Here is a 12,239-nt window from a genome sequence, read left to right as displayed (position 1 = left end):
GGAGCACGACATGTCGTACCGTCCTGTTGCTGCGAGCCTGATCTGCCTGGCCTTGGTTGGCTGTCAGGGCAGCAACCCCTATGTCGCCAGCGCTCTGCCAATGCCGCCAGCACCCGCGCATGCAGCCAACACCTTCGATGCCAGCGCCTACCCGGCAGCGAACCGTGATTATGCGCACTACCGCAGCTGGAGCTGGCGCAATGGCCAACTGCCCGATGGCAGTAGCATCGCCGATCCGGCGCAACTGGCCGAGGCGGTCAGTAACGCACTTGACCAACACGGCCTACGGCCCTCCCGCGAGCAGCCCGCCGACCTGCAGGTCAGCGCCAGCCTCAGTGTGGAAAAACGCCTGCGCCAGGTTCGTGAGGACGACTACCCTTATGGTGGCTATGGGTACAGCGGTTATGGCTATGGTCACCACGGCGGTTATGGCATGTACACCAGCGTCCCCATCGTGCGGACCTACGAAATCGAAGTGTTAGTGGTGCGCCTGCACCTGTTCGACGCCAGCAATGGCCAAGCGGTCTGGAGTGCCAGCGCCGAAGCCGCGAACCCGAGCTCCGAGCGGGGCCGTGCCGATGCAGTGCGTAGCGCAATTAACAAAGCACTGGAGGGTTATCCTCCCAGTTAGGTTGTAGAGGCCACCGGAGAACCGTCATGTTCCGCCGTATTGCGTTACTTGCCTTGTTTGCCCTGTTGAGTGCTTGCCAGAGCAACAATGTCACCCAGGACTTCGACGCCAGCCGAGACTTCGCCAGCTACCATAGCTGGGCCTGGAAAGAACCGGCCTTGCAGTACCGGCCCGACGATCCGCGCATCCAGAGTGACTTGACCGAGCAACGCATTCGCCAGGCCATCAGTGGTCAGCTCGATCAACGCGGCCTGCGCCCAGCGCAAGGCAGCAGCCATGCCGATCTGAGCGTACAGGCCTACCTGATCGTCGAAAACCGCCAGCAGCAGGTCACGACCAACTATGGTGGCGCATGGAACGGCTATTGGGGCGGCTACTGGGGCGGGCCGGCCTACAACGAAACCCGCAGCGTCGACTACACGGTGGCCACCATTCAGGTCGACCTGTTCGACGGTCGCGACGGCAAGCTGGTCTGGCGCGGCAGCGCTGAACACGTCATGAGCAACTACCCGCCCAGCCCTGCAGAGCGCAGCAGTGCGATCCAGCAAACCGTCGCCAAGGTCCTGGCCAACTACCCACCGCGCTGAGCTTTTTTTTCCGCCGTGGCTGAAGGCGTCTACCCTGAAAGAGAGCGCAGACGGCTCCTAGAATCAATCATCGAAAAGGATGGCAACTCACCCATGCAAAGCATCGTCCTGCTGCTGTGGCTCGCCTTGTGTGCCGAACAGGATGTACGTGAACGCCAGGTCGCCGATACCCTGACGCTGGGTGCCGCCACGTGCGCACTGGCTTACCTGTTCACCACCGGGCATACCTGGATAGGCGCCGACGCCAGCGAAGGCGGCTGGGCGCTGGCCTTGGTCATGCTGCTGACCTTGCCCGGCTACATGCTTGGCCATGTGGGTGCGGGTGACGTCAAGCTGCTCGCCGCGTTGGCACTGGCCACCGACAAGATGCATGTCCTGGGCACCTTTATCGGTGCAGGCGTGGCCTTGGTGATCTGGCTATTGAGCCGGCGCTGGCTGTGGTCGCTCTTGAGCCTGCGAGTGAAAAAACGCCTCACGCAACTGCGTGAAGCGTCATCGAGCAAACAGCCCTTCGCACCGTTCCTGATGGCAGGCTTTCTTCTGGCTGCGGTGTGGATCCAGTAACCGAACCGCCCCTGCTTAGCGCTCGCGCTTCAAAATGACACGCTTCCTGCCAGGAACCGGCGGCCAGTGCCCGCCAGATTCTGCGCCCCAGAACCTGTTCAAGACGTTGAAAATTGCCTGAGGGCGGTACGATCAACCGCTCACTCATGAACACCGGCACGGCCTCCGATACGCCAGGATCCCGACTGAGCACCTGCCCGCAGAAACAGGCCACAAGCGCCCCCAGCAGAAACGCCCTCACCAGGCTAATGGTAATGCGACTACTCATGTCGGCCCCCTCTGCTCAAACGACCACTCACAGTGTCTTTTCAGGCAGCGCCCCAACCCTGCAGCGGCATTCAATGGCTTCGTTAATTGACGGTAGCGCAAGGAAAACGAAATGCCATCCCTTACAGGTTTACAACTTCAGGCTGACGCTCACGGTAAAACGCGGCTGCCGATCGACGCTGTCAAACGCTGCATCGGCCAAAGGTTTGGCGATCTCCAGTGACAGGTTGTAGTCACGCAAATCCCCCATGCGCACTCCCAGCGCCAGCGATGCCAGGTGCGCACTGCGTACATCCAGTTTGTTGAACCAGGCCTGGGCGGTATCCAGCACAGCATAGGGTTGCACCACGTTCAGTAGGCCACCCTCCCCAATGACGCTGTAGTTGACCTCATAAGCCAAGCCCCATCCTTTATCGCCCGAGGCCTGGTCGACCGGGTAACCTCGCCCAAAATACCGCCCACCAAACACGGCCCGTTCACTGTCCGGCAGGCTGTCGTCGCTCCAGTACAGAGCCCCCGAGGCCACACCCTGCCAATTGTCGAAGAAACGGTCACGCTGGACGCCGGACACGCGCAGGCGCAAAAAATCCAGGTCGTAATCGCTGTTGGTTTTGGCCCCCAGGTAATCAAGCCCCTGGTACACACCTCCACTGATCATCCGCAGTTGCCGCTCATCAGCCTTGCGCCAATCCCCCTCAAAGCTGAGCACACGGGTATCGGTATCCGTTGAGGTGTTGAGCGGCGTACCGTCAGCCCGATAGTCAATGCGGTCACGCACCGCGTAGAGCCTTGCCGCAACATTCAGCCATTCGTCAGGTGCGGCAATCAGTGGCTGGCTCAGCCCCGCCGATACGGTGTCGCTACGCCAATCCCGCAGCAGCTCCTGGCCATTGCGAAGGTGTAGCGGCGTGTCCGACTCCGTGCGGAAGGTCGAGGCAGCCAGGTTCAACTGGCTGCCCTCGCTGTCCAGGTACTGGGCATAGTCGAGACGGTAGTAACGCTGATGATCATCGCCCGGCGCAAACAAGCCACGAACACTCAATTGCTCACCCAGCGCCGTCTGCGACTGGCTGTCCAGGCTCAATAACGCTTGAGGGTCTGCACGGCTGCCATCGTTCAGTACCACTGCCGCCGCCAAGGGTTGGCGCGATGCCCTGACGATCAACCGGGCAGCACCGTCCGACGGGCTGGCGGGGCTCAACAAGCCTTTCAGGGTCAGGCCTGGGATGTGGTTCATCAAGCTGGTGTAGCGCTCAAAGGTCTGCTGGGTCAGTGGTTTTTCCGCTCTGATCCTGTCTGCCAGGCGTGTCACATAGGCCGACACAGGGCCGACATCACCGCGCAGTTCAACGTCGCGCACGTAGCCTTCAACCAGTACTACCCGCAAGGAACCTTCACTGAAGTCCTGATCCGGCACCACCGCATAAGACAGAAAATAGCCATCACGGTGATAACGCTCGGTCAATCGCGCCGTGGCCTCAAGCACCTCGTCAAGGGTGACGGCGCGTTCTATCAGGTCCTGATAGTTGTCTTTCAAATCACTCAGTGGGTAGACCGTACCACCCTCAAAATGCACCTTTCGAAACCACACCCGGGTACCGGTCGGCAAACGCAACAAAGGCGGTTTCGCAGGCGCGACAAACACATCGGCTGCGGCCGGGCGATAGGCATCGATCGGCAGGTTGGATGTCGGCAGGTAGCGTTCGACCGCACTGCGATTGAGGTCATTCTGCAAGGCGTCGGCGCACACCCCACACCCCCAGGAAAGGCCCAGCAATGCGAGGGTCATCGAACGCATAGGACACTCCTTGACCCTGAATGTACGGGGCGGCTCGACGGTGCGTTTCGTCTAACCCAAGCGTAGGTGTTGCCCGAACAACCGTCTAATTGGCCACACGGTCTACAGTTGCCAGAGGCAAGACGAGCACCCCTCGCCGCCTGTCGTTATAATCCGCGCCCCTTTTTTCTGGAGATTGCCATGCCCGCCCCTGCCTGGTGGCTGCTCTGCCTGCCGTTCGTCGCTGGCGCCTTTCTGCCGCTGCAAGCCGGTATCAACGGCCAGTTGGCCAAACAGGTGTCCAGCGTGTTGGCCGCCGCCCTGATTTCCTTTGGTGTCGGCACCGTCGCGCTGCTTGCGCTAGTGTTGCTGCAGCGCGAAGTGCCTGGATTCAACGCACTCAAGAGTCTGACCTGGTGGCACTGGTGCGGTGGTCTGCTGGGTGCCTTTTTCATTACAACGGCCGCCTTTGCCGGCCCGCGCATCGGCGCATTGCTGTTCATGGCGCTGGTACTGGCCGGACAGCTGGCAATGGCCTTGACCCTCGACCATTTCGGCTGGGCCGGCTTTCGCGAAGCGCCGGCCAGCCTGGGCAAGGTCGCTGGTTTGCTGCTGGTACTGGCCGGCGTCTGGATGATTCGTCGCGGCTGAAAAGGCTGCGGCTCAGTCGTTGACCTGAAACTCGATGCGCGCGGTCTGCCCGCTGGCGTCGAGTGCACTCAACTCATACCGGCCGGCCTGCTCGAAACTGACCGTGAGGCTATCCTGTGCAGCGGTCTCGCCCACCGGCGCGCCGTTGAGGAACCACCAGCGCTGGCCACTGCCACCCAAGGCCGACACTTTCAGTTGCAGCGCGTCGCGACTGGTCGCCGGTCGGCGCAATTGGTCACCGTTGCGTACACCAACAATCGACAACGGCGCGGTGGCGTCCGGCACCTTCGGCGGGCACCGTGGATCAATGGCCGGCAACCGTGCCTCGCGTCGCTCCACCCGGGGCAACCACGGTTCCAGCGGCGCAGGCCACAAGGCGATGTCGCGTGCATGGGCACCGGGGCACGCCGCATCGACACGCAAGCCCTGGTCATTGACCCAGACCTTTTCCAGCAAGCCCACACTCAAGGGCTGATCAAGCGCCTGCAACGTCGGCGGCGTGGTGCCATCAAGCGTCCAGGCGAAACGTTGCCGCCGACAGTTGTCATCCTGCCGGGCCATCGGCTGGCCCAGTGGCCAGCAGATCGCTGCCACCCCAACGTTGGCCGGTACGGCTGCTACCGGTGCGGTGATGCCGCGCTGGCTGTCGCGGTTACTCAACACGTCATGCACCTGCAGCATCAACGGCGCCGCCGAGGCCAGGCCAAACTGGCCCGGTACCGGTGTGCCATCAGGGCGCCCGATCCAGATCCCGATCAGGTAGCGTGGGCCAACGCCAATCGACCAAGCGTCGCGAAAGCCATAACTGGTGCCCGTCTTCCAGGCCAATTGTGGCCGCTGCACCAACTCGGCATGGGGGTCGAGGTCTGGGCGGGCCTGGCCACTGAGAATGCGCCGCGTGATCCACGCCGCACCCGGCGACAACAGGCGCCGCTCCAGCAGTGGGTCGTCGGGCTGCAAACGCAGCGCGGCACTCATGCCGTTGCGGGCAAAGGCACTGTAACCGCTGACCAGATCCTCCAGGCGGCTACCCGCTCCGCCCAGGATCAACGACAGGTTGGGCTCGGCCAGTGGTGGCAGCGTCAACGGCATGCCGCCCTGACGCATCTGCGCGGCAAAGCGTTTCGGCCCATAGGCTTCGAGCAATTGCACCGCGGGCAGGTTCAGAGACAAGGCCAGCGCCGAACTGGCCGAAACCGGCCCGCTGAAACCCTGAGAAAAATTGCCGGGACGGTAGTCGCCGTAACGCCGAGGTACGTCCTGCAGCAGCGACTCGGAGTGAATCAACCCTTCATCAAGCGCCATTCCGAACAGGAACGGCTTGAGGGTCGAGCCGGGTGAGCGCAGGGCACTGATCATGTCGACATGACCGAAGCGCCGGGTATCGCCGAGATCGACCGAGCCCAAGTAAGCGCGCACGGCCATGGTCTGCGACTCGACCACCAGAATCGCTGCCGACGTACGTTCAGGCAGGCGCGCGCGCCACCCCAGCAGCAGGTCCTCCAGACGGCGTTGCAGGGCGGCATCGAGGGTGGTGCGGATCAATGGCGGGCTGCCCGGACGGTTCAAGCGCCGGGCCAACAGCGGGGCCAGTGTCGGCTCCTGACGTGGCGCCAGCAACAGTGGTTCCTGTGCCGCTTCGGCAACCTGTTGCTCAGGCCACACCCGGTATTCGGCCAGCCGCTGCAGCACCTTGTCACGTGCAGCCTGGGCACGCTGCGGGTGACGATCAGGGCGCAGGCGGCTTGGTGCTTGCGGCAACACCGCCAACAGCGCGGCGTCGGCCGGGGTCAGTTGTTGAGGTGACTTGCCCAGGTACGCCCAGCTTGCTGCCGCGACCCCTTGCAATGTGCCGCCAAAGGGCGCGCGGTTGAGGTAGATCTGCAGGATCTCGTCCTTGGACAGGTGCCACTCCAACTGCGCGGTACGCCAGAGCTGGCGCAACTTGCCGGGCAGCGTTCTGGCATGCGGGTCGAGCAGTCGCGCCACCTGCATCGACAAGGTGCTGCCACCGGACACCACGCGGCCACCCTGCAGGTTCTGCCAGACAGCGCGCCCCAAGGCCAAGGGGTTCACCCCGGGATGGCGATAGAACCAGCGGTCCTCGTAGGTCAGCAAGGCCTGCAGGTACAGGGGCGACACCTGCTCAGGGGTGATCGGATAGCGCCACACGCCATCGGCATCGGCGAAGCGCCACAACGGTGTACCATCCTCCGCCAGCACCACCCGGGCCAGATCATCCGCAGGCAACGGCAGCGGCCAGATACGGTCGGCAAGCCATAGCAGCGCGCACAGCAGCAACCCACCCGCCGCGATGCCCGCAAGCCATCTACCCGTGCGACTATCAGGGCGAACTACGCTGAACATCACGTGCCGACACCTTGTTCCGGGCACAGGGAACCGAGCCGGCCCGTGAGTGGCCAAAGGCTGGAAAATGGCGAAACTGCCATGATGATTATCAGGAAGCGATTATGCATGTAGAAGGTTTTTTCGAATGGCTCGGCCAAGCGCTGGGCGCCTTGATCCGCTTTGTAGTGGATGGCCTCAATGGCCTGTTCAGCCTGCTGTCCAACGCTGGCGGCAGCTTTATCGAAGGCCTTTCGCGCACCTTGGGCATGGACACCTCGCTGGTCAGCATCCTCACGCTGATCGTCGGGCTGCTGGTGCTGTACTCGGCGGTTCGCGCATTCATGCGCGCCTCGATCATTATCGGGATCATCTGGTTGCTGCTGGGGTTGTGGATTCTGAGCTGGGTGGTGCATTGACCACCCTCGCCGGCAAGGCCGGTGCCTACAGGACAGACATCACCCTGTAGGCACTGGCAGCAGACTCAGCGCTCCTTGACCACCAACGACCCACGCGCCTCGCCGACCGCCTGCCAGTTTGGCCGGTACATCGACTCGACCTGTGGCGGTGGCACCCGGTAAACACCCGGGGTCACTGCACGGGCCAGGTACAGCAGGTGCGTGGTGCCGTATCCATCCAGATCCACCGCCGCGACATAACGATCGTCACGGAACTCCTGATGCAGCAAGGTCGCGTTCTGCATCGCACTGTGCCACTCCTTCACCGCACTGCTGGCGTTGTCCAGGCTGGCCGCGCTTTGCGCCAGGTTCTGGTTCTCCAGCTCCAGGCCGGCAGGCAGCAGGTCGACCACCAAGGCATCCGGCACACGCTGGCTGGCACTCACCGCCAGGTGTACCAACACCAGTTGGCCGCTCTTCAGGCCATTGAGGTCCAACGGCTGGCCGTTCATGCCCAGGTAATCGCGGCGGATGCTCAGGTTCTCGCCACCGGCCGGTGGCGCCACCTGTGGATAACCCGACAAGGTCAGTTGCTGATAGAGGGTCTGGTCACCGTTGTTCTGTACGGTCAACGACTGGGCCAGCGCGGTGCTTTCAAGCTTCACTGCAGGCTGTGCCTGGCTCAGCTCTCGCACCTCGCCGCCAGCCTCCAGGCGAGCGGTCCAGGGTTGCTCTGGCTTGCCGAGCAAACCGCGCCCGGCCAGGAACAGGGCGTTGCGCTCCTGCGTCGACAACCAGCGATTGGCCGCCAACAGGTCCGACAGCTCGAACAACCGAGCCTCACGCTTGCCCGCCGCCAGGTTGTTTTCTTCCAGCAGGGCCAGAATCAAGGCCTGATCCCGTAGCGGGCTACCATAGTCGCCCAGCCAGTAGCGGCTATCACGGGTAACCGCCAGCCCGGCCTGCATGGCCTGTTCGGCACGCGGTTTGTCACCCATCTTGTCCAGGGCAACGGACAACTGCACCAGCGGCAGGCCGGAGCGCGCATCGCTGCGACGCTCGAACAAACTGCGCAGGGCGCCCAGTGGCGCTTGCTGACTGCGCGCCAATACCAACGCGGCGTACGCCTGCACGGCGAAGCGGCTGTGCTCGGCGTTCTGGCTGTAGCGTACCTCGATCAGGTTACGCTCCTGCACGTAACGCAGCAGACGCTCACTGGCCTTCTTCAAGGCTTCGGCCGGTACCGCATAGCCTTGATCGCGGGCACGCAGGAGGAAGTCGGTGACATAGGCGGTCAACCAGTATTCTTCCTCGCCGTCGGCACTCCACAGGCCGAAGCTGCCGTTGTAACGCTGCATGCCCAGCAAACGCTCGATACCGACTTCGATCTTGCGCTGACGTTTATCCGCAGCCTCGCCTTTCAGGCCCAGGCGCTTAAGTGTCGCGTCATCGGCATAGAGCGAGGGGTACAGGCCACTGGTGGTCTGCTCGGCACAGCCATACGGGTAGGCTTCCAGCGCGCGGATCTGCTCGCCAAGGTTCAGCGGCGGGCGGCTGGACAAGGCCAGGCTCGCCTCAAGGCCGGCCGGCTCGAACACCGCCAGCTCTGACTGCGGCAGGCTCCATGGCTGATCGCTGAGCGTCGCGCGGTAATGCTTGAGCAGCGCCGGGTAGGCCGGGCGTATGCCCAAGGTCCACTCCCGGCTGAACACGGTGTTCGGCTCGCCTGGCAGCACCAGGCCTTGCACCTGCACCTTGACCTGCCCTTGCCCCAAGCCACCAACGGCCTGCACCGGAATCAGCAAGGTCTTGCGCTGGCCTTCAGCCAAAGGCACTTGCTGCTCGGCGGCGCGCATCAGGCTGAGCTGACCATCTGCGCTGAACTGCACGGTAAGGTTCTGTGCCTTGCCGGAGAGGTTCGACAGGTCCAGCGCTAGGGTGGTGCGATCACCACCGGCAAGGAAGCGCGGCGCCGACAGCTCGGCAATCAGCGGCGCGGCGACGACAGTCTTGGCCTCGGCCATGCCGAAGCGGTCTTCGGTCCAGGCCTGAGCCATCACCCGCAGCTCACCATTGAAATCCGGGATATCGACACTGGCCTGGCCTTCACCCTTCTCGTTCAGGGTCACCGGCGCGCTTTGCAGGGCAACGATGGTGACGCTGGTGTCCGGGCGTTTGCCACCTTTTGTCAGGCCGGCGTCACCACCGAATGCCAGGCTGGCCAGGCGGCCCTGACCGGCTTCGATCAACTGGCCGTAAATATCCAGTTGATCGGCCCCATAGGCCTTGCGCCCGAACATCGCCGCAAATGGATCAGGCGTTGCGTACTCTGTGATGTTGAGAATGCCAACGTCCACCGCTGCCAGCAGCACATGCACCTGTTTCGGCACACTGCCATCGGCGTTACGCGCCTGTACCTTGACCGTCAGGGGTTGCTTGGGACGCATCTTCTCTGGCGCCGTCAGGCTGACCGCCAGCTTGCGCTCGGCACGCTCCAGTGGCAGGTGCAGAATACCCACGGCACGCTTGGGCGTGACGTTGGCCTTGCGCTCACCCGGGCGAATCACCAGGGCGCTGACATACAGATCGTGCCGCGCCCACTTGCGGTCCAGCTTGACCTCGAAGGCCTTGCCTTCGGCCGGCACGTCGATTTCCTCCCACCACAGCGGGCCATCGGCGGACTCGACCATCAAGTAACCCTTGCCTGCAGCAGGCGGGGTCACGGTGACCGTGGCGGTGTCGCCATCGGCATAGGCTTTCTTGTCCAGCGCCAGCTTGACCTGGTCTGGGCGTACGGCGCCGCCGTCGGTGTTGTCCTGGGCGCGGTAGCCGGCCCAGAAACGCAGGCTGCTGACCAGCCCGGTGCGCGGATCTTCCACCTCGACACGGTACGGGCCCCACGCGACCGGAAAGCTGATCTTGGCGGTACCGCCGGCCTTGATGCTGACGGTTTCTTCACTCTGGGTCAGGTACTTCTCATTGAAGTTGTAGCTCCAGCCATCGCTTTCGGAGTAGTTCCAGTAGTAGTCACGGCGCTCCTGCACCAGGCGCACGCGCAGGTTATCCACCGCCAGCTTGTTGCCGTTGCGATCGGCGACAAGCAGTTCAAACTCGACCGGGCCGTCACCGTCGGTTTCCTCACCGTCAAACAGGCCACGCAGCCCCGGCAGCCGCTCGGCAGGCCAGATCGGCTGTTCAAGCCGGCGAGTGATTGGCCGGCCTCCGGACTCCTGCAGGCTTGCCTGCACCGTCAACTGCAAAGGCGAACGGGCTTCGGACCATTTGCTCTCGATGCTCAGCGTGGCATCACCGGAGGCATCCAGGGTCGTTTCGTCCAGCTCCAGATCCTGGCTCAACTCCTGCTCGGTGACCGAACCGAACTGATAGCCGGGCAAGGCCGGCACCGCCTCACGCAGTGGGCGGATGTAGGCCTGGCCGCTCAGGCGATTGCCCGACGCTGGGGCGCCGTAGAGGTAACGGCCATTGACCGATATCTCGGCAGTTTCATCAGGGCTCAGGGGTGTCGGGCTGCCTTTGAGTTCAAGCGCCAGACGCTCGGGCAGGAAGTCCTCGACCATGAAGCCGTAGACCTGTCGCTGACCGCCGCCGAAGTCGAAGAGCAACTCCCAACGCCCGGTCGGCGCTTCGCCAGCCAGTTGCAGGGCGTATTGATAAAGGCCCTCGCTACCCGGTTCCCAGACAAACTTGCGGCTGATCTGGTTATCCGGGCGACGCACTTCTACCGTGACCGGTTGCGGCTTGACCGGCTTACCGTCCTGATCACGCAGCAGCGCGTTGAGCAGCACCGTCTCACCCGGGCGATAAAGGTCACGCGGACCAAACACGAAAAACTGCAAAGGGTTGGCCAGAGGCCCGGTGATGTCGAACTCGGCCAGGTCCAGCGCGGCGTTGTTCAGCCGCAGCATCGTGGTGTGTTCAGCCTGCTTGGCCAACAGCACTTCAGCCTTGGCCGCTGCCGGCAACTGCGCGTGGCCGCTGCCATCGGTCTTGCCCTGGCCCAGCACACGGCCCTCGTTGTCGAGCAGTTCGACCTCCACGCCGCTGAGGGCCTTACCGCCCTCCAGCGCCTGGGTAAACACATCGAGGCGGTTCTGATAACGGTGCGCCGACAGGCCGATGTCACTGAGGGTGAACAGCGTGGCCGGCTGCGAGTAGTTGTAGGTACCCGAGGCACGCATGACCGCCAGATAAACCCCCGGTTGTTGCAGCGGCTTGAGGCCGGCGATTGGCAACAGCAGGGTTTCACGGGTATTGCGCGCCGGGTTCAGGTCGAAACGACCACCATAAACCAGCTCGGCCATCGGCAATAGCTCGCGGGACTCATAGGTCTGCAGGCTGCTGTTGCGGCCCCACTGCCCCAGGAAAGTCGGCAGCGCTTCAGGCTTGATCCGGAAAAATTCGACATCGACCTTGTCGACGTTCAGCGCGATCACCGGCAGGCCTTCGGCCACGCGGGTCGGCAACAGCGAGCCGCGGCTGGCGAAACCGACAGTCGGCTCCAGGTCGCGGGTTTCCAGGCGGCTGACCGACTCGGCAGCCAGGCGCTTGCCATTCACCGCCAACAGCCCGGCGTCGATGGTCAGCACCAGTTTGCGCTTGGGCTCCAGGTGCCGCAGTCGCAGCTCCATCTGGTTATCGGAGAGTTCCCAGGCACCGTCAACCTTGCCCTTTACCGTATCGACCAGGTGCAGGCGCTCGGCAAATGGCTGCTGAGCGTCCAGTGGTGCACTGAACGACACCGACAAGGTGCTTGAGCCATCCAACTGCACCTCGGACACATCCACCACGCTCAACTCGCGTCCGGCGTAGCGTTGGGCCAGGGTTGCCGCATCTTCACGTGCGGGCTTGGGCGCGCTGGGCGCCGCCTTCTCTGCCGGTGCAGGCGCGGGTTTATCCACGGATGACGAGTCACAGGCACTCAATAGCGCCAGCGCACAGGCCAGCAACAATCCTTTGTTGAACATGGGAGATGAACTCTCTTGGGCAGCAGTGTCTTT

8 protein-coding genes are annotated in these 12,239 nt (G+C 63.2%); 5 read left to right on the top strand and 3 right to left on the bottom strand.

Translation table 11 applies throughout. The features are described from left to right. Positions 1 to 10: 10 nt before the first annotated feature. From ACZ9H3_RS18370 to ACZ9H3_RS18360, 3 genes are all read left to right on the top strand, one after another. The gene (locus tag ACZ9H3_RS18370) at positions 11 to 631 is read left to right on the top strand and encodes a DUF4136 domain-containing protein (protein ID WP_065757967.1); all 621 of its coding nucleotides are present in this window, start codon (positions 11 to 13) and stop codon (positions 629 to 631) included. Positions 632 to 657: 26 nt separating this feature from the next. Beyond that, a complete protein-coding gene (locus ACZ9H3_RS18365) occupies positions 658 to 1,218 on the top strand; it encodes a DUF4136 domain-containing protein (RefSeq protein WP_476221879.1) in 561 nt (186 codons plus the stop codon). A 93-nt stretch (positions 1,219 to 1,311) separates the two neighbouring features. Continuing rightward, positions 1,312 to 1,782: a prepilin peptidase gene (locus ACZ9H3_RS18360; protein WP_099773448.1), complete on the top strand. Its 471-nt coding sequence runs from the start codon at positions 1,312 to 1,314 to the stop codon at positions 1,780 to 1,782. A 397-nt stretch (positions 1,783 to 2,179) separates the two neighbouring features. On the opposite strand, the gene ACZ9H3_RS18355 is transcribed toward ACZ9H3_RS18360, so the two are convergent. Next, positions 2,180 to 3,847: a ShlB/FhaC/HecB family hemolysin secretion/activation protein gene (locus tag ACZ9H3_RS18355; protein ID WP_476221878.1), complete on the bottom strand. Its 1,668-nt coding sequence runs from the start codon at positions 3,845 to 3,847 to the stop codon at positions 2,180 to 2,182. Between the two features lie 180 nt (positions 3,848 to 4,027). Here ACZ9H3_RS18355 and ACZ9H3_RS18350 point away from each other — a divergent pair, with 180 nt between their 5' ends. Beyond that, entirely contained in the window at positions 4,028 to 4,477 is a 450-nt protein-coding gene (locus ACZ9H3_RS18350) for a DMT family transporter (protein WP_065757963.1), read from the top strand. 12 nt (positions 4,478 to 4,489) lie between these two features. On the opposite strand, the gene pbpC is transcribed toward ACZ9H3_RS18350, so the two are convergent. Continuing rightward, a complete protein-coding gene (pbpC, locus tag ACZ9H3_RS18345) occupies positions 4,490 to 6,844 on the bottom strand; it encodes a peptidoglycan glycosyltransferase PbpC (protein WP_476222794.1) in 2,355 nt (784 codons plus the stop codon). Positions 6,845 to 6,948: 104 nt separating this feature from the next. On the opposite strand from pbpC, the gene ACZ9H3_RS18340 reads away from it, so the two are divergent. Continuing rightward, positions 6,949 to 7,242, top strand: a complete 294-nt coding sequence (locus ACZ9H3_RS18340; RefSeq protein ID WP_065757961.1) for a hypothetical protein — start codon at positions 6,949 to 6,951, stop codon at positions 7,240 to 7,242. Between the two features lie 65 nt (positions 7,243 to 7,307). Here the strand turns inward: ACZ9H3_RS18340 and ACZ9H3_RS18335 are convergent, their stop codons facing one another. Then, complete coding sequence (locus ACZ9H3_RS18335; protein WP_065757960.1) at positions 7,308 to 12,206, bottom strand: alpha-2-macroglobulin family protein; 4,899 nt, start codon at positions 12,204 to 12,206, stop codon at positions 7,308 to 7,310. Between the last annotated feature and the right edge of the window lie 33 nt (positions 12,207 to 12,239).

This window comes from Pseudomonas sp. TE3910, assembly GCF_056279025.1.
Note: the sequence above shows the minus strand (reverse complement) of the source record. Positions and strands in the feature narration are given on the sequence as shown.

Coding starts and splice junctions, on each gene's coding strand:
- ACZ9H3_RS18370 (WP_065757967.1), top strand. CDS start 11: ATGTCGTACCGTCCTGTTGCTGCGAGCCTGATCTGCCTGGCCTTGGTT.
- ACZ9H3_RS18350 (WP_065757963.1), top strand. CDS start 4,028: ATGCCCGCCCCTGCCTGGTGGCTGCTCTGCCTGCCGTTCGTCGCTGGC.
- ACZ9H3_RS18340 (WP_065757961.1), top strand. CDS start 6,949: ATGCATGTAGAAGGTTTTTTCGAATGGCTCGGCCAAGCGCTGGGCGCC.
- pbpC (WP_476222794.1), bottom strand. CDS start 6,844: ATGTTCAGCGTAGTTCGCCCTGATAGTCGCACGGGTAGATGGCTTGCG.
- ACZ9H3_RS18335 (WP_065757960.1), bottom strand. CDS start 12,206: ATGTTCAACAAAGGATTGTTGCTGGCCTGTGCGCTGGCGCTATTGAGT.
- ACZ9H3_RS18360 (WP_099773448.1), top strand. CDS start 1,312: ATGCAAAGCATCGTCCTGCTGCTGTGGCTCGCCTTGTGTGCCGAACAG.
- ACZ9H3_RS18365 (WP_476221879.1), top strand. CDS start 658: ATGTTCCGCCGTATTGCGTTACTTGCCTTGTTTGCCCTGTTGAGTGCT.
- ACZ9H3_RS18355 (WP_476221878.1), bottom strand. CDS start 3,847: ATGCGTTCGATGACCCTCGCATTGCTGGGCCTTTCCTGGGGGTGTGGG.